Here is a 17899-nt window from a genome sequence, read left to right on the forward strand (position 1 = left end):
GCGTTGAGGCGCCCACTCGGCCCGTTAGGCTGGCCCGTGTGCTGAGAATGACGAGCTTGTTCGCCCGTACCCTGCGCGAGGACCCGGCCGAGGCCGAGGTCGCCAGCCATAAGCTGCTGGTGCGCGCCGCCTTCATCCGCCGCGCGGCTCCAGGTATCTACTCCTGGCTGCCGCTGGGCATGCGGGTCAAGGCCAAGATCGAGGCCATCGTTCGTGAAGAGATGGAAGCGATCGGAGCACAGGAGGTCCACTTCCCGGCCCTGCTGCCCCGCGAGCCCTACGAGGCCTCCGGCCGGTGGGACGACTACGGACCGCTGCTCTTCCGGCTCAAGGACCGCAAGGACGCCGACTATCTGCTCGCTCCCACGCACGAGGAGATGTTCACCCTCCTGGTGAAGGACCTCTACTCCTCGTACAAGGACCTCCCGGTCTCGCTCTTCCAAATCCAGACCAAGTACCGCGACGAGGCCCGGCCGCGCGCCGGTCTGCTGCGCGGACGCGAGTTCGACATGAAGGACTCCTACTCCTTCGACATCGACGACGCCGGCCTGGAGGTCTCCTACCAGGCGCATCGCCAGGCCTACGAGCGGATCTTCACCCGCCTGGGCTTGGAGTACGTCATCGTCTCGGCGATGAGCGGCGCGATGGGTGGCTCCCGCTCGGAGGAGTTCCTCTGCCCCACGCCGATCGGTGAGGACACCTTCGTCCGCTCACCCGGCGGCTACACCGCCAACGTCGAGGCCGTCACCACGCCGGTGCCCGAGCCGCTGGACTACTCCGATGCGCCGGCCGCCGTCGTCGAGGACACTCCCGACTCCGCGACGATTGAAAACCTGGTGGAGGTGGCTAATCGGGTCCGGCCGCGGGCGGACCGCCCCTGGACGGCGGCGGACACGTTGAAGAACGTGGTGCTCACCCTCAGCCACCCCGGCGGGGAGCGCGAGCTGATCGTCGTCGGCCTCCCTGGCGACCGAGAGGTTGACCTCAAGCGCCTGGAGGCAGCGGTGGCACCGGCCGAAGCGATCGCGGCCACCGATGAGGATTTCGCCGCGAACCCTGAGCTGGTACGCGGCTACATCGGCCCGGGCGTGCTCGGGCCTCAGGGCCCCCAGACCGTCGATGAGCGCACCGGTGAGACCCGATCGGCCATCCGCTACCTGCTCGACCCGCGGGTGGTGGAGGGTACGCGCTGGATCACCGGCGCCGATGTCGAGGGCAAGCACGTCTTCGATCTGGTCATGGGCCGGGACTTCCGCGCCGACGGGACCATCGAGGCCGCTGAGGTTAGAGCCGGCGATCCGGCACCGGACGGCTCAGGACCTCTCGAGCTGGCGCGTGGGGTCGAAATGGGCCATGTGTTCCAGCTCGGTCAGCTCTACGCCGAAGCCCTGGGCCTGAAGGTCCTGGACCAGAACGGCAAGGCCGTGACGGTCACCATGGGTTCCTACGGTTTCGGCATCACCCGTGCGGTGGCTCAGATCGCCGAGACCAACCACGACGACCGCGGTCTCGTGTGGCCGCTGAACATCGCCCCGGCGCACGTGCACGTGCTGGCCACCGGCAAGGGAACGGAGATCTTCGAGACCGCGGCAAGCTTGGCCGCGGCACTCGAGGCGCAGGGCGTGGAGGTCCTTTACGACGACCGCCCGAAGGTGTCGGCAGGCGTGAAGTTCGCCGATGCCGAGCTCATCGGCATCCCGTACGGCCTGGTCGTCGGGCGCGGTCTCGCCGAATCGGTCGTGGAGATCCGCAACCGCCGTACCGGCGAGCGCGAAGAGGTCGCTCCCGAGGCCGCCGTGGCGCGCTTGGTGGAGCTGATCGGCTCCGCTGGCCGCTGAGCCGGCCCCGCCCACCTCACCGCAGCCCCGCCCACCTCACCGCAGTCCCGCCCACCTCACCGCGATTGTGGTCAGTTCGCGTCGTTCTGCGTCCGGTCGGACGCGGCAATCCGGCGCAAGCTGACCACAATCGTGCTGGTGCTGGGGACACCTACTCGGCGGGGTAGCCCGGCATGATCGAAAGCTCCCCGCCCACGGCGTTCAGCCGCCACGCGGAGTCGGCCGCGGCGGCCAGGAGATCCTCGCGCAGCTCGCTGTCCTGGCCGGTCCGCGACAGGCTGAAGATCGCGTGCTCCAGCAGGGCGGCCTCGGCGGTGATGATCGCCGACTCGTTCGACGTCCGCCCCTCGATCTGCGGAAGCGGGTAGAGGGTCTGCCGCGAATCGGTGGCTCCCTCCGCAAGTGCGGCATCCACCAGGAGCTGGAAGTGATCGGCACGCGCCGCGCGGTTCTCGCGCGCACCGTCGCTGGAGCGTGCGGCCAGGGTCTCGTAGAGGAAACGCGCCTGGTCGAAGACCGCGACGGTCGGCCCGTCGACCCCGCGTGCCATGAGCGCCGCGACCGGTAGGGGCGAGCGCGGTAGGGGCTCGCTCTCCACCTCGAGCCCGGCGGCATCGGCGAGCTCGGCGGCATCCAGGGCACGGTTCAGCGCGATCGATCCGAGCATGGCCGCCTGAGGGCCTTGCGGCGCGGAGAGTGCCTCCTGCCAAGCCTGATCGACGCCGTCCTGGAGCAGGGCATGCAGAGCGGCCGGTGTGGTCTCGGCCAGGGCGGCAGTGTCCGGAGCGGACGGCTCCTCGGAGCCCTCGGGTACGCCGGCGGGCCAGGCCTGCCAGATCCCTCCCAGCGCCGCCTCATGCTCGACGGCGGCTGATTCGATCTGCCTGACTCGCTCCAGGAGTGCGCTGCCCCCGTCGTCATCGCTTCCGTCGGTGTCGTCCGTCGAGCCTGCGTCCTCGAGCGCGGCCGCGACTTCATCGGCGGTGGCGGCAATGCGTGCTGCCATGGCGGCGCTGTCCTGGCGTAGTTGCTCAGCGGCATCCGCCACGGGCGCCTGGGGCGGGTCGGTCTCCAGGCGTAGCTCACCCAGCGAGCACCCGCTGAGCGCTAGACCGGCGATCGCGACGACAGCGGCGGCGCGCGGTGACGACGGTCGGCGGGACATGGCAATGATCATTCCACGCCGGGCGTGCCGCGGGCTCGATCCGCTCGGTAGAGTCGTCCTTTGACCATGCCCGATCCTGCAGGAGTTGAACACCGCGATGAGTAGCAATTCGGACCTCCTTGAGCGCATCCGCGCCGTCGTCCGCCCAGCGGTGCATGACGCCGACCTCTATCTTGAAGACCTCACGGTGGCCAACGCCGGCCGGCGCACCGTGGTGCGGGTGGTCGTCGACCTCCCCGACGGTCCCGGTGGCGTGAGCTCCGACCAGCTCGGCGATGTGTCGCGGGCGGTCTCTGCCGCGCTGGACGAGGCTGACCCGATCGCGGGTCAGCACACGCTCGAGGTCACCACCCCGGGTGTGGATCGCCCCCTGAGCGAACCGCGGCACTATCGCCGCAATACCGGCCGCCTCCTGCGCGTGACCACCACCTCCGGCTCCTCGCTGACCGGCCGGCTCACCGAGGCCGACGACGAGACAGCCGTGCTTGATGTCGAGGGCACACCCCAGCACATCGCGTACTCCGACGTGGCCACCGCGCACGTCGAGGTCGAGTTCAAGAAGGAGGGCTGACATGGACGTCGACATGACAGCCCTGCGGATGATCGAGTCCGAGCGTGGTCTGAGCCTGGATGTGCTGGTGGGCGCGATCGAAGAAGCGCTCCTGATGGCGTACCAGCGCACTCCCGGCGCGGTCGAGCAAGCTCGGGTGGAGGTCGATCGGCGAACGGGTCGCGTGGCGGTCTGGGCTGCTGAACTCGACGAGAACGATCAGCGCATCGGTGAGTTCGACGACACCCCCTCCGGCTTCGGCCGAGTCGCGGCGTCGACGGCCCGCTCAGTGATCCTGCAGCGGCTCCGCAGCGCCGAGGACGATCAGGTGATGGGCTCCTTCCGGGACAAGACCGGCGAACTGGTCTCCGGCGTGGTCCAGCAGGGCCGCGATCCGCGCATGGTCTACGTCGACCTCGGCGAGATCGAGGCGGTGCTTCCTCCGCACGAGCAGGTGCCCAGCGAGACGTACCGGCATGGCGATCGGCTCCGTGCCTTCGTGGTGGAGGTCGCCCGCGGCGCCAAGGGCCCCTCCGTCACGCTCTCGCGTACCCATCCCAACCTGGTCAAGAAGCTCTTTGCTCTCGAGGCCCCGGAGGTGGCCGACGGCAGCGTCGAGATTGTGGCACTCGCCCGGGAGGCCGGGCATCGCTCAAAGATGGCGGTGCGCTCCACCGTGCCGGGTCTGAACGCCAAGGGCGCCTGCATCGGACCGATGGGCCAGCGGGTGCGCGCGGTCATGGCCGAACTCGGTGGCGAGAAGATCGACATCATCGACTACTCCGACCGACCGGCCGCCTTCGTGGGCAACGCGCTCTCGCCGGCGCGAGTCTCCAGCGTGGAGGTCGTCGATGAGGCGGCCAAGACCGCGCGTGTGGTGGTGCCGGACTTCCAGCTCTCCCTCGCCATCGGCAAGGAGGGTCAGAACGCCCGGCTTGCCGCCCGATTGACTGGCTGGAAGATCGATATCCACTCCGATACCGAGACCCAGGCGGAGCCGATGTCCGCCGCGCCAGAGACCGGCGGGGTGTGAGGAAGGCGCCTCACCTCACAGGCGCGGAGGTCGTTTCCCTGCTCGCGCTCCGCCGTGACCGGGGTACAGTGTGCGACGGGCATGTTCCTGTCAGCGCCGAGGTGAAGGGGGCTGGCGCATGACGTCCGAGCAGTCGGGGCGTCACCAGCCGATCCGCACCTGTGTGGGCTGCCGGGAACCGTCCACCAGGTCAGTTCTGGTCCGGGTGGTCCTCGAGTCCGCCGCCGTCGCGGTGGTGGATGAGGCCAAACGGGCACCAGGACGAGGAGCCTGGCTCCATCCGAGCCAGGCGTGCCTGGACCTCGCCTTGCGACGTCGTGCGCTCGGGCGGGCCCTACGAACAACGGGGCCGCTCAGCATGGAGGCCGTCGAGGAGTGGTTCGCCAGGTCCCTGAGTGCAGGGGCACAGAAACGAGACGAAAGCGGGTTGGAAGCCGATGGGCACCCGATGAGTACCCAGCGATGAGCTGCCAGCACTAAGACGACCTGTCCTGTTTCGGGATGGGCCGAGACAGGAGAGATGTGGCAAAGGTCCGCGTACACGAGCTCGCGAAAGAGCTCGGCACCGATTCCAAGACGGTGCTCGCGAAGCTCCGCGAACAGGGCGAATTCGTGAAGTCGGCATCGTCGACGATCGAAGCCCCGGTGGTCCGCCGGTTGCGGGAGGCGTTCCCCAAGCAGGAGAACGGCGCCGCCCAGCAGGACACCACGAAGCCGGCCCCGAAGAAGCCGGCACCCCAGAAGCCCGGCCCCAAGCCGGCCGCCGCTCCGGCAGCCCCGGCCGAGCCCGAGCAGGATGCCTCGGGCGCAGCGCCGTCCGAGGCCGCCGCGGCCCCGGCTGTGCCGGCACCGCGCAAGCCCGGCCCCAAGCCGACACCCGAGCCCGCTGCCGAGGCACCCGCCCCGGAGCGACCCGAGGCTCCTGCCGCTGCGCAGACCCAGGAGGGCGGCGAGACGCCTGCCGCGCCGGAGAAGCCAGCAGCCCGGCCCGGTTCCGCGGCACCCAAGCCCGGCGCCAAGCCCGGCGCACCGCGCCCGGGTAACAACCCCTTCGCCAGCTCCCAGGGCATGCCCCGTTCGGGCAGCCGGCGTGATGGCGGGCGTGACGGCGCCCGCGAGGGCGGCAAGGACTCCGGACGCCCCGGCGCACCGCGCCCGGGCAACAACCCCTTCGCCAGCTCCCAGGGCATGCCCCGCCCCGGTGGTTCCGGTGGCCCTCGCCCCGGTGGCGGCCAGGGCGCACCCGGTGGGGCTCCGCGCCCCGCCCCGCGACCCGGTGGTGCCCGCCCGAACCCGGGGATGATGCCGGGTCAGTCCGCAGTCGGGCGCCCCGGTGCCCCGGCACGCGGTGGCGGCGCCGGTGGCGGTCGCGGACGTGGCGGCCCTGGCGGCGGCCGCGGTGCTCCCGGTGCCGGTGGCCCCGGAGGCGGCAGCGGTTTCGGCCCGCCCCGCAGCGGCGGCGGTCCGCGTCGTGGCGCTGGTGGGCGTGGTGGCACGCAGGGAGCCTTCGGGCGTCCGGGCGGCAAGCCGGCTCGTGGGCGGAAGTCCAAGCGCGCCAAGCGCCAGGAGTTCGAGCAGCAGTCGGCACCGTCGATCGGTGGCGTCCAGATCCCTCGTGGTGACGGCAACACCGAGGTGCGGATCCGCGCCGGTGCCTCCTTGGCGGACTTCGCGGACAAGATCGACGCGAACCCCGCCTCGCTGGTCACGGTGCTCTTCCACCTCGGCGAGATGGCTACGGCCACTCAGTCGCTGGACGAGGACACCTTCCAGGCGCTCGGCGCCGAGCTGGGTTACAAGATCCAGATCGTCTCGCCCGAGGACGAGGACCGTGCCCTGCTCGAGTCCTTCGACATCGACCTGGCTGCCGAAGAGGCGGGCGAGGGCGAGGAGGAACTGGAAGCACGTCCTCCAGTGGTGACCGTGATGGGTCACGTCGACCACGGTAAGACCAAGCTGCTCGACGCGATCCGCTCCACCGACGTCGTCTCCGGTGAGCACGGTGGGATCACCCAGCACATCGGTGCGTACCAGGTCCACCACGAGCACGAGGACATCGAGCGCGCGCTGACCTTCATCGACACCCCCGGTCACGAGGCCTTCACGGCCATGCGTGCGCGTGGTGCCGACGTCACCGACATCGCGATCCTCGTGGTCGCCGCCGATGACGGCGTCATGCCGCAGACCATTGAGGCGCTCAACCACGCGCAGGCTGCGGGTGTGCCGATCGTGGTTGCGGTGAACAAGGTGGACAAGGAGGGGGCCAACCCCGACAAGATCCGCCAGCAGCTGACGGAGTACCAGCTCGTCGCCGAGGAGTACGGCGGCGACACCATGTTCGTGAACGTCTCCGCGCTGCAGCGCAAGGGCATCGACGACCTCCTCGAGGCCGTCCTGCTCACCGCGGATGCGGCTCTGGAACTCACCGCCAACCCCAACAAGGACGCCCGGGGCGTGGCGATCGAAGCCAACCTCGACAAGGGGCGCGGCTCGGTTGCCACGGTGCTGGTGCAGTCCGGGACGCTGCGCGTCGGCGATGCCATCGTCGCGGGCACGGCCCACGGCCGCGTGCGGGCCATGTTCGACGAACACGGTGAGCCCTTGTCCGAGGCGGGTCCGGCCCGTCCGGTCCAGGTGCTCGGATTGCAGTCCGTGCCGCGAGCCGGTGACACCTTCCTCGCAGCGCCGGACGACCGGACTGCCCGCCAGATCGCCGACAAGCGAGCCGCCGCGGAGCGCGCCGCGACCTTGGCCAAGCGCCGCAAGCGCGTCTCCCTGGAGGACTTCACGCAGGCTCTGGAGGACGGGAAGGTCGATCACCTCAACCTCATCCTCAAGGGCGATGTCTCCGGTGCCGTGGAGGCGCTGGAGGACGCCCTGCTCAAGATCGAGGTCGGCGACGACGTCGCGCTGCGGATCATCCACCGCGGTGTGGGTGCCATCACGCAGAACGACGTCAACCTCGCCACGGTCGACAACGCGATCATCATCGGCTTCAACGTGCGCCCGGCTGAGCGCGTGACGGAGCTGGCTGACCGCGAGGGCGTGGAACTGAAGTTCTACTCGGTCATCTACGACGCCATCGACGAGGTCGAGCAGTCCCTCAAGGGCATGCTCAAGCCGGAGTACGAAGAGGTCCAGCTCGGTACCGCCGAGATCCGGGCGATCTTCCGCTCCTCGAAGGCCGGCAACATCGCTGGTTCGATCGTGCGCTCGGGCATCATCCGACGCAATGCGAATGCCCGCCTGGTGCGCAACGGCAACGTGGTGGAGGACAAGCTCTCCATCCAGTCGCTGCGCCGTGAGAAGGACGACGTCACCGAGGTCCGTGAGGGCTTCGAGTGCGGTATCGGCCTGGGCAAGGGGATCGACATCGCCGAGGGCGACATCGTCGAGATCTACGAGACCCGCGAGAAGCCCCGCGACTGAGGTGACTGCCGGGTGCGCCGGTCCTCCTACGAACACGGAGATCACTCTCCGGCCACGTAGGTCAGGGTCGGGGCACCCGGCATCGCTGACTGCGCAGCAGATCCTGACCCTCTGATAGGAGAACCCCATGAGTGATGCTCCCCGCGCGCGCCGCCTGGCCGATCGCATCCAGCAGATCGTGGCCGGCATGCTCGACACCCGAATCAAGGACCCGCGCCTGGGATTCGTCACCGTCACCGATGTGCGCGTGACCGGCGACCTCCAGCACGCCACCGTCTTCTACACCGTGCTGGGCTCCGATGAGGAGCGCGAGAGCACCGCCGCGGCACTGGAGTCCGCCAAGGGCCTGCTGCGTTCCGAGGTGGGACAACAGACCGGTGTCCGGCTGACCCCCACCCTGGAGTTCATCCCCGATGCGCTTCCGGAGTCGGCGGCCTCCATCGAGGAGGCGCTCCGTGCTGCTCGTGAACGCGACGCCGAGCTGGCTGCCCGGGCAGCGGCAGCCCAGCCCGCCGGAGACGCGGACCCCTACCGCAAGCCGGGCGAGCACGCTGACAGTGAGGGCGGCGAGCACCAGGCGTGAGCCGGAGCGAGGCGGGCGAGACCGGCGCGGGGTCGGGGGGACCCGGGCGGCGGGGCGACCGTGGGCATCACGTGCCCCGCGGAGCGGTGACGGCTGATCACGGTCTGGTCATCATCGACAAGCCCGCCGGTCTGACCAGCCACGACGTCGTCGCCCGCACTCGTCGCCTGGCGGCGACCAAGAAGGTGGGACATGCCGGCACGCTCGACCCGATGGCCACCGGTGTGCTCGTGCTCGGGGTGGGGCGTGCCACCCGGCTGCTGACCTACCTGGTGGGAGCGGACAAGGAGTACACCGCCACCATCCGGCTGGGGGAGTCGACCCTCACCGACGACGCCGAGGGCGAGGTCACCGCGACCCCCGGCGCGCTGCTGCGCGCTGAAGGTGAGGAAATGGTTGCTGGCAGCCACCCTTTTCTCACTCTCGAGGCCCTGTATGAGGCCGTCGCCGCGCTGAGCGGGCCGATCGAGCAGGTACCGTCCGCGGTCTCCGCGATCAAGGTGGGGGGCCAGCGGTCCTACGCGCGTGTCCGCGCAGGTGAGGATGTCGAGCTCAGCGCCCGGCCGGTCACCATCCATCGTTTTGAGGTGCTCGGCGAGCCGCGACCCAGCGAGCACGAGGGCGCCGCGGTGCTCGACCTCGATGTGATCGTCGGCTGTTCCTCGGGCACCTACATCCGAGCGCTGGCCCGCGATCTGGGGGCAGCGCTGGGGACCGGCGGGCATCTGACCGCGCTGCGTCGGACCCGAGTCGGTCCCTATGCCATCGGCAGCGCGCACACGCTCGCCGAACTCGCCGAGGCGGTGGGCGCGGGCGCCGACGAGGACCCCCCGCGCGGACTACCAGTGACCGGGCTGGCGGACGCCATCAGCGCGCTCTTCCCGGTCCGCCGCCTCACCGACAGGGAGACGGCCACAGTGAGCTTCGGCAAGTCCCTGGATCCCAGTGGGCCCGGCACTCAGTCCGGATCCAGCGAGCCGGCCGAGTCAGGTGCGCAGCCCGGGTCAGGCGAGCCGGCTGACTCAGGCGCGCAGCCCGAGGCGTTCGACACGCCCACGATCGACGATCCTGCCACCATCGTGGCGGCTCTGGCCCCAGACGGGCGCGCCATCGCACTGCTCCGTGACGAGGAACGCTTCGGCGAGATGCGGGCGCGTCCGGTCCTCGTCTTCGATCCCGCCTAAGCTCGTCCCGGCACATCACCGACGTTCAAGGAGCCCGCGCTTGCAGGTCTGGCATTCCGTTGACGAGGTCCCCGCCGACTTCGGCGCGACAGTCGTGGTTCTCGGCGTCTTCGACGGCGTTCACCGCGGGCACCAGCAGGTGCTGAGCGCTGCCGTGGCGCATGCCGAGGCGCACGGTCTCCGCTCGGTGGCGATCACCTTCGATCCGCATCCGGCCACCGTGCACCGGCCCGAACTGGACTTCACCCTGATCGCCTCCCTGACCGATCGTCTGGAGCGCCTCGAGGCCACGGGCCTCAACGGGGTGCTGGTGATTCCGTACTCCCTGGAGTTCGCCCGGGCGACCCCGGAGGAGTTCGTCGGCCGCTACATGGTCGAGTTGCTGCACGCGCGGCAGGTCGTGGTGGGGGAGGACGTTCGCTTCGGCCGGGACAATGCCGGTGACCAGCGCACCATGGTTGCCCTGGGGCGTGAGTTCGGGTTCGACGTCGAGGTCATCGCGGATCTCACCTGCCCGGAGACCGGACGGCGCTGGTCCTCCACCTGGGTGCGCGAGTGTCTGGCCGACGGCGATGTCGCTGAGGCCGCCCACGTCCTCGGCCGCCCGCACCGGGTGCGGGGCGAAGTGGTCCACGGCGCCAAACGGGGCCGCGACCTGGGGTATCCGACAGCCAATCTCCGCGCAGACGATCTCGGGGTGGTCCCCGCCGACGGCGTGTACGCCGGGTGGCTCATCCGGCCTGAACACCCGCCGGCCGCCGGCGTCCGCAAGCGTCTGCCTGCCGCCGTCTCCGTGGGCACCAACCCCACGTTCACCACCGGCGGCGAACCCGAGCGCACCGTGGAGGCCTACGTCCTCGGGCGCACGGATCTGGATCTCTACGGTGAGGAGGTCGTGGTCGAGCTCGTCGAACGACTGCGGGGTCAGGTGGCCTTCGACGGAATCCCGGCGCTACTGGAGCAGATGGCCCGCGACGTCGAGCGCGTGGCCCAGATCCTTGAGTCGAACTGAGGACGGTCCTGCGGCTGGGCCGGCGATGCAGAGTGACGCACGCCGCCACGGCAGGCGGGGTCGCCGCATGGCCGGTGCTGATACCGTGGTCGATGCCGTCCAAGCCGGCCACGGATCCGTCATGCCCGGGAGAATAGGCCCCGGTGCTCCGTGCAGCGACTTCAGGAGAGAACCTGTATGGCCCTCGCAGCCGACATCAAGCAGCAGATCATCGCCGAGTACGCCACCCACGAAGGGGACACCGGTTCGCCGGAGGTCCAGGTGGCTCTGCTCAGCCGCCGTATCTCGGATCTGACCGAGCACTTCAAGACCCACAAGCACGACCACCACTCCCGTCGCGGCCTGATGCTGCTGATCGGTAAGCGCAAGCGCCTCCTCGCCCACGTGGCAGCCGAGGACATCGAGCGCTACCGTGCGCTGATCGCCCGCCTCGGCCTGCGCCGGTAACACCTGCGAACGGCCCGGAACTCCTCGCGAGTCCGGGCCGTTCGACCGTGCCGGGTGGGTGGAAGAGACCGCCGTCCCGGCACGTGTGCGGCATCGCGCCGCACCCGTGGCGGTCCGCCACACGACAACTCAATACCCGTGAACACTGCGCCCACCGGCTCACCCGGTCCTCGGTAGTGGCCCCCGGAAGCTCCGCTCCATGCCCTCAGGCTGGTCGCGGAGCCGGTCCGTGGGCCTCGATCGAAGGCCGTCGGCCGGGGCGCGAGACTCCAGAATGGAGGATCCCCATGGAGGGACCCGAAATCACGTCCGCTGAAGCCGTCATCGACAATGGCCGCTTCGGCACCCGCACCGTCCGCTTCGAGACCGGTCGCCTGGCCCGCCAGGCCGCCGGCGCCGTCGTCGCCTACCTCGACGACGAGACCATGGTGCTCTCCGCCACCACGGTGGGTAAGCAGCCGAAGGACCACTTCGACTTCTTCCCGCTCACCGTGGACGTCGAAGAGCGTCAGTACGCCGCCGGCAAGATCCCCGGCTCCTTCTTCCGCCGCGAGGGCCGCCCCTCGACCGAGGCGATCCTGGCCTGCCGCCTGATCGACCGGCCGCTGCGTCCCACCTTCGCCAAGGGCCTGCGCAATGAGGTCCAGGTGGTCGAGACCGTCATGGCCGCCCACCCGGACGACGCCTACGACGTGCTCGCCATCAACGGCGCCTCGATCTCCACCCAGATCTCCGGCCTGCCCTTCTCCGGCCCGATCGGCGGCACCCGCATCGCCCTGATCGAGGGCCAGTGGGTGGCTTTCCCGCGTTACAGCGAGCTCGAGAAGGCCGTGTTCTCGATGGTCGTGGCCGGCCGCATGGTGGGCGACGACGTCGCGATCATGATGGTCGAGGCTGAGGCCACTGACAACGCCTGGGAGCTCATCAGCGCCGGCGCCCCCAAGCCCACCGAAGAGGTGGTGGCCGAGGGCCTCGAGGCTGTCAAGCCCTTCATCAAGTCCCTGTGCGCCGCTCAGGCCGAGCTCGCCGCTGCGGCCGCGAAGCCCACCGCCGAGATCCCGCGCTTCCTGGACTACCAGGACGACGCCTACTCCGCCGTCGAGAACCACGTGCGCGCCGACCTCGCTGAGGCGATCGCGATCGCCGACAAGCAGACCCGCGAGCGCAAGCTCGACGAGATCAAGGACGACGTCCTGTCCGCCCTGGGTGCCCAGTTCGAAGGCCGGGAGAAGGAGCTCTCCGCTGCCTTCCGCTCCGCCACCAAGACCGCCGTCCGTCAGCGTGTGCTCACCGAGGGTGTGCGCATCGACGGTCGCGGCCTGAAGGACATCCGCACCCTCTCGGCCGAGGTCGAGGTCATTCCCCGCGTGCACGGCTCAGCCCTGTTCGAGCGTGGTGAGACCCAGATCCTGGGTGTGACCACGCTGAACATGCTGCGCATGGAACAGCAGATCGACTCGCTCTCCCCGGTGACGCGCAAGCGCTACATGCACAACTACAACTTCCCGCCGTACTCCACCGGTGAGACCGGCCGCGTGGGTTCGCCCAAGCGCCGCGAGATCGGTCACGGTGCCCTCGCCGAGCGTGCCCTCATGCCGGTCCTGCCGAGCCGCGAGGAGTTCCCCTACGCGATCCGTCAGGTCTCCGAGGCGCTCGGCTCCAACGGCTCCACCTCGATGGGCTCGGTCTGTGCCTCGACCCTGTCGCTGCTCAACGCCGGTGTGCCGCTGCGCGCCGCCGTGGCCGGTATCGCCATGGGCCTGATGTCCGACGAGGTGGACGGTGAGACCCGTTACGCGGCGCTGACCGACATCCTCGGTGCCGAGGACGCCTTCGGTGACATGGACTTCAAGGTTGCCGGCACGCGCGAGTTCATCACTGCGATTCAGCTGGACACCAAGCTCGACGGTATCCCCGCCTCGGTGCTGGGTGCGGCGCTGACGCAGGCCCGCGATGCCCGTGTCTACATCCTCGATGTGATGAACGAGGCCATCGACGCTCCGGACGAGATGGCGCCGACCGCGCCGCGCGTGCTGACCGTCAAGGTCCCGGTCGACAAGATCGGTGAGGTCATCGGCCCCAAGGGCAAGATGATCAACCAGATCCAGGAGGACACCGGCGCGGACCTCACCATCGAGGACGACGGCACCGTCTACATCGGCGCCGTCGACGGCCCTTCGGCCGAGGCGGCACGCAACGCGGTCAACGCCATCGCCAACCCCCAGATGCCCGAGGTGGGCGAGCGCTTCGTCGGAACGGTCGTCAAGACCACGTCCTTCGGTGCTTTCGTCTCGCTCTCGCCGGGCAAGGACGGCCTGCTGCACATCTCCCAGGTGCGTCGTCTCGTGGGCGGCAAGCGCATCGACGCCGTCGAGGACGTGCTCGGCGTCGGCCAGCAGGTCCAGGTCGAGCTCGCCGAGATCGACCCGCGCGGCAAGCTCTCGCTGCACGCGGTGGTCGAGGGCGAGGAGTCTGAGGGCGAGGCGGAGTCCGCTCCGGCGGAGTCCGGCCAGTCCGAGCCAGAGGGCAACGAGGCTGCCTCCTCCGAGGGCACGGAGCGCCCGCGCAGCGGCGGACGCAACCGCCGCCGTACCCGCACCCGCTCCGAGGACTGATCCGGTCCATGGCGTTCCCCCTGCACCTGGGGCCCGCCGGCGATCCGGCCACCGAGATCCGCACCGAGCAGGACGGCAGCGTCATCCGGCGCTCCGTCCTGCCCGGCGGCATCCGGGTGCTCACCGAGTCGCTGCCCGGTCAGCGCTCGGCGGCCATCGGAGCCTGGTTGGCCGTCGGTTCCCGTGATGAGACCGACGGCCACCACGGCTCGACCCATTTTCTGGAGCATCTGCTCTTCAAGGGCACACCCTCCCGCTCAGCACGAGAAATCGCCGAGGTCTTCGACGCGGTCGGCGGGGAGGCCAATGCGGCGACCGGCAAGGAGCACACGGCGTACTACGCGCGCGTGCTCGACGCCGATCTCCCCATGGCCACCGAGGTCATCCTCGACATGGTCACCTCGGCCCGGCTCGAGGCCGCGGAGCTGGAGCTCGAGCGCGGCGTGATCCTCGAAGAACTCGCCATGAACGACGACGACCCCACCGACGTCGCCCACGAGGCCTTCGCCGCGGCCGTACTCGGGAATCACCCGCTCGGCCGCCCCATCGGCGGCACCGCGGCCACCATTCGCGCCGTTCCGCGCGAAGCGGTGTGGGAGCACTACCAGCGGACCTATGTGCCGCGGGAACTCGTGGTGACCGCGGCGGGCAGCGTGGACCATGAGGCCTTGTGCACCCAGGTGCTCGACGCCGTGCGCAAGGGCGGGTGGGAACTCGACCCGGCGGCAGTACCTGCCGCGCGGCGCGGATCGAGCGGCGTGGCGCTCCCGGCGGGCGGCGCCGCTCGAACCATCCGGCGCCCCACGGAACAGGCGAACGTGCTGCTCGGTACGCTCGGGCTGGCGGTCGAGGATGAGCGCCGCTACGCGATGCTGGTTCTGAGTTCGATTCTCGGTGGCGGGATGAGTTCCCGGCTGTTCCAGGAGGTGCGCGAGAAGCGCGGACTGGCCTACGCCACCTACTCCTTTGCCTCCACCTACGCCGAGGCTGGGATCTTCGGTCTGTACGCCGGCTGCGCCCCGGGCAACGTCGGAGATGTCGTCGGCCTGCTCGCAGCCGAATGGCAGCGTCTCGCAGACGAAGGGCTGGAGGCCGAGGAACTCAGCCGGGGGATCGGCCAGCTGCGCGGCTCGATGGTCCTCGGCCTGGAAGACAACGGCTCGCGCATGTCACGGCTCGGCCGCAGTGAGATCGTCCACGGCGAACTCCGTACCCTGGACGAGACTGTCGAGCACATCTCGTCGGTCACCGCCGAGCAGGTGCGCGAACTCGCGGCCGACCTGGCCGGCCGGCCTCGGTCACTGGTGCTGGTCGGGCCCTTCGAGGAGGGTCTGGCCGAGCAGCTGCTCGGCTGAGATCCCTGCCTGCGTGGCCATGGCACGGAGCTGGTGGCGACGGCGCTCGCGCGGCGCCACGCACTAAGCTCGACCGCGTGACTCATGTAGCAGTGCTCGGTGCCGCCGGGCGAATGGGCCAGGCCGTCTGCCACGCGGTCGAGACGGCCTCCGACCTCACCCTGGCAAGTCGACTCGACGCCGGGGACGACGCCGCCACCGTGGCAGCAAGCGGTGCGCAGGTGGCGGTTGACTTCACCGTGCCCTCGGCCACCGAAGCCAACGTGCATGCTCTGATCGACGCCGGCGTGCACGCGGTGGTCGGCACCACCGGCTGGGACGAGGACTCACTGGGCCGGGTGCGCGATCACCTGCAGGCCGCCAATGCTGGGCGTGCGGGCGCCGCCGACCCCCAGCTCGGCGTGCTGATCGCGCCGAACTTCGCTCTCTCCGCCGTGCTGGCCATGCGCTTCGCGGCGCAGGCAGCGCAGTACTTCGAGTCCGCCGAGGTCATCGAGCTCCACCACCCCGGCAAGGTGGATGCGCCCTCTGGCACCGCGGTGCACACCGCGCAGGGCATGGCCGCAGCGCGCCGCGAGGCCGGCCTCGCCCCCATGCCCGACGCCACCGAGACCGCGCTCGAGGGTGCCCGCGGTGCCGACGTGGACGGCATTCCGGTCCACTCGGTCCGGCTTCGTGGTCTGGTCGCCCACGAGGAGATCCTGCTGGGAAACCCGGGGGAGCAGCTCAGCATCCGCACGGACTCCTTCGACCGCTCCAGCTTCATGCCGGGGGTTCTGCTCGGCATCCGGCAGATCGGCACGAGACCTGGCCTGACCGTGGGCCTGGAGCATCTGCTCGACCTCTGAGCTCCCGGCCTGCCGTCGCTCTGGGTGGGCACGGCGGGGCCGAAAACGCTACGCTCTCGGCGACCCACACCGGCGAGCGGAAGAAGTCTTGTGACGATGCTGGACCGACTGCACGACGCCCTGGGCCTGCGCACCAGCCCTCGCATCTACTTCGGGGCGCTGGCGATCATCGTGATCTTCGTGGCGGGCACCATCGCTTTCACCGAACCGGTGGACTCGGCCTTCGCCGGTGCCTCGGGCTGGCTGCTGACCAACATGGGGTGGTTCTACATCTTCGGGGTGACCGCCTTCCTGGTCTTCCTGACGTACCTCGCCGTCTCTCGCTTCGGCAGGGTCAAGCTCGGGCCTGAGGGCGAAGGCCCCGAACACTCCGGGCGCACCTGGTTCGGCATGCTCTTCGCCGCGGGTATCGGCACGATCCTCATGTTCTGGGGGGTGGCTGAGCCGATCAACCACTTCGCCAACCCGCCGATGGGGGATGTCGAGGGCGGCAGCCCCGAGGCCATCAGGGAGGCGCTCGGCGTCACCTTCTACCACTTCGGCCTCCACACCTGGACCATCTTCTGCCTGCCGGCACTGGCCTTCGCGTACTTCATGTACAAGCGGAACCTGCCGCCGCGGGTGAGTTCGGTCTTCCACCCCATTCTGGGCGACCGGATTCATGGACCGCTCGGTGCCGCCATCGACGTTGCGGCGATCGTGGGCACCATGTTCGGCGTCGCCGTTTCCGTCGGGCTGGGCACTCTTCAGATCAACTCCGGTCTGAGCAGCCTGTGGGGGATCGACGAATCGCGGCTCGTCCAGGTGCTGCTGATCGCCGCCGTCACCCTCATCGCGCTGATCTCGGTGGCCGTGGGCCTGAACAAGGGCATCAAGCGGCTGTCGAACATCAACATCATCGCCGCCGTGGCGCTCATGGTCTTCGTGCTCGTCACCGGGCCCACCCTGTTGCTGCTCAAGGGCACCATCGAGGGCGTGGGCGGGTACCTCGGCATGCTGCCCGAGCTGGCGTTCTGGAACGACACGCTGGCCGACTCCGGCTGGCAGAACGATTGGACCGTCTTCTACTGGGCGTGGACCATCTCGTGGTCGCCCTTCGTGGGCATCTTCATCGCCCGCATCTCCCGCGGTCGCACCATCCGGCAGTTCGTGGTCGGGGTGCTGGCCATCCCGGTGACCTTCTCGATGATCTGGTACGGCATCTTCGGATGGGCGGCCTTCGACATCGAGCTCAACGCCCCGGGCACCCTCATTGAGCCGGTGGTCGACGACGACGACCCGGCCAGCGCCCTGTTCGTGTTCCTCGAGTCCTTCCCCGTCGCGCCCGCGGTCTCCGCGGTGGCCATCCTCATCGTCATCATCTTCTTCACCACCTCCGTGGACTCCTCTGCGCTGGTCATGGACATGATCAGCAACGGCCACGAGGAGAAGGCGCCCACGCGCCAGCGGCTTGCCTGGGGAGTGGGCGTGGGCGCCGTGGCAGCGACGCTGCTCGGCGCGACCGGAGAAGGCGGACTCAGTGCCCTGCAACAGGTGATCATCGTGGTCGGCCTGCCCTTCTTCGCACTGGGCTACTTCATGATGTACAGCCTGCTGCGTGCCCTGAAGGAAGACGCCGGAGAGCGGCCCCCGTTGCGCACCCGGCGCTGGCGCAAGGTGTTGCCGCCGGAGGAAGCCCAGCGGCGCGTGGACGAGGCCGGCGGCACCCCCGAGCAGGCGGCCCTGCTCAGCAAGACCGGGACGGTGGGCAAGAGCGATCAGTCACCAGGTCGCGAGGTCGACGGTGCTGGTCAGCCGACCCGGTTCCCCGACGATCCGGCACGTTCCTGAGAGACCCGCC

At 69.6% G+C, this 17899-nt stretch carries 14 protein-coding genes; 13 read left to right on the top strand and 1 reads right to left on the bottom strand.

The genetic code is table 11. The features are described from left to right. Positions 1 to 47 precede the first annotated feature (47 nt). A complete protein-coding gene (locus EDD31_RS12040; protein ID WP_123304365.1) occupies positions 48 to 1838 on the top strand; it encodes a proline--tRNA ligase in 1791 nt (596 codons plus the stop codon). 151 nt (positions 1839 to 1989) lie between these two features. Here EDD31_RS12040 and EDD31_RS12045 read toward each other — a convergent pair whose 3' ends face one another. Continuing rightward, a complete protein-coding gene (locus EDD31_RS12045) occupies positions 1990 to 3003 on the bottom strand; it encodes a hypothetical protein (protein WP_123304366.1) in 1014 nt (337 codons plus the stop codon). Positions 3004 to 3100: 97 nt separating this feature from the next. On the opposite strand from EDD31_RS12045, the gene EDD31_RS12050 reads away from it, so the two are divergent. From EDD31_RS12050 to EDD31_RS12105, 12 genes are all read left to right on the top strand, one after another. Continuing rightward, complete coding sequence (locus EDD31_RS12050) at positions 3101 to 3574, top strand: ribosome maturation factor RimP (protein WP_123304367.1); 474 nt, start codon at positions 3101 to 3103, stop codon at positions 3572 to 3574. Between the two features lies 1 nt (position 3575). Next, on the top strand, positions 3576 to 4586 hold the full coding sequence (gene nusA, locus EDD31_RS12055) for a transcription termination factor NusA (protein WP_123304368.1): 1011 nt from the start codon (positions 3576 to 3578) through the stop codon (positions 4584 to 4586). A 118-nt stretch (positions 4587 to 4704) separates the two neighbouring features. Continuing rightward, positions 4705 to 5052 carry a YlxR family protein gene (locus EDD31_RS12060; protein WP_123304369.1) on the top strand — a complete coding sequence of 116 codons (348 nt, stop codon included), beginning with the start codon at positions 4705 to 4707 and terminating at the stop codon, positions 5050 to 5052. Between the two features lie 56 nt (positions 5053 to 5108). Further along, positions 5109 to 8015, top strand: coding sequence for a translation initiation factor IF-2 (gene infB / locus EDD31_RS12065; protein WP_123304370.1), 2907 nt, complete (start codon positions 5109 to 5111; stop codon positions 8013 to 8015). A gap of 127 nt (positions 8016 to 8142) precedes the next feature. After that, positions 8143 to 8598, top strand: coding sequence for a 30S ribosome-binding factor RbfA (gene rbfA, locus EDD31_RS12070; protein WP_123304371.1), 456 nt, complete (start codon positions 8143 to 8145; stop codon positions 8596 to 8598). 86 nt (positions 8599 to 8684) lie between these two features. Beyond that, complete coding sequence (gene truB, locus EDD31_RS12075; protein ID WP_170163294.1) at positions 8685 to 9782, top strand: tRNA pseudouridine(55) synthase TruB; 1098 nt, start codon at positions 8685 to 8687, stop codon at positions 9780 to 9782. A gap of 40 nt (positions 9783 to 9822) precedes the next feature. After that, the gene (locus EDD31_RS12080) at positions 9823 to 10794 is read left to right on the top strand and encodes a bifunctional riboflavin kinase/FAD synthetase (protein ID WP_123304372.1); all 972 of its coding nucleotides are present in this window, start codon (positions 9823 to 9825) and stop codon (positions 10792 to 10794) included. Positions 10795 to 10971: 177 nt separating this feature from the next. Then, complete coding sequence (rpsO, locus tag EDD31_RS12085) at positions 10972 to 11241, top strand: 30S ribosomal protein S15 (RefSeq protein ID WP_123304373.1); 270 nt, start codon at positions 10972 to 10974, stop codon at positions 11239 to 11241. A 287-nt stretch (positions 11242 to 11528) separates the two neighbouring features. Beyond that, positions 11529 to 13856 carry a polyribonucleotide nucleotidyltransferase gene (locus tag EDD31_RS12090; protein ID WP_123304374.1) on the top strand — a complete coding sequence of 776 codons (2328 nt, stop codon included), beginning with the start codon at positions 11529 to 11531 and terminating at the stop codon, positions 13854 to 13856. A gap of 8 nt (positions 13857 to 13864) precedes the next feature. Continuing rightward, a complete protein-coding gene (locus EDD31_RS12095) occupies positions 13865 to 15211 on the top strand; it encodes a M16 family metallopeptidase (RefSeq protein ID WP_123304375.1) in 1347 nt (448 codons plus the stop codon). Positions 15212 to 15288: 77 nt separating this feature from the next. Next, a complete protein-coding gene (dapB, locus tag EDD31_RS12100) occupies positions 15289 to 16059 on the top strand; it encodes a 4-hydroxy-tetrahydrodipicolinate reductase (protein ID WP_281270442.1) in 771 nt (256 codons plus the stop codon). Positions 16060 to 16155: 96 nt separating this feature from the next. Further along, positions 16156 to 17889, top strand: a complete 1734-nt coding sequence (locus EDD31_RS12105; RefSeq protein ID WP_123305504.1) for a BCCT family transporter — start codon at positions 16156 to 16158, stop codon at positions 17887 to 17889. Positions 17890 to 17899: the final 10 nt, after the last annotated feature.

Source organism: Bogoriella caseilytica (assembly GCF_003752405.1).
GTDB lineage: Bacteria > Actinomycetota > Actinomycetes > Actinomycetales > Actinomycetaceae > Allobogoriella > Allobogoriella caseilytica.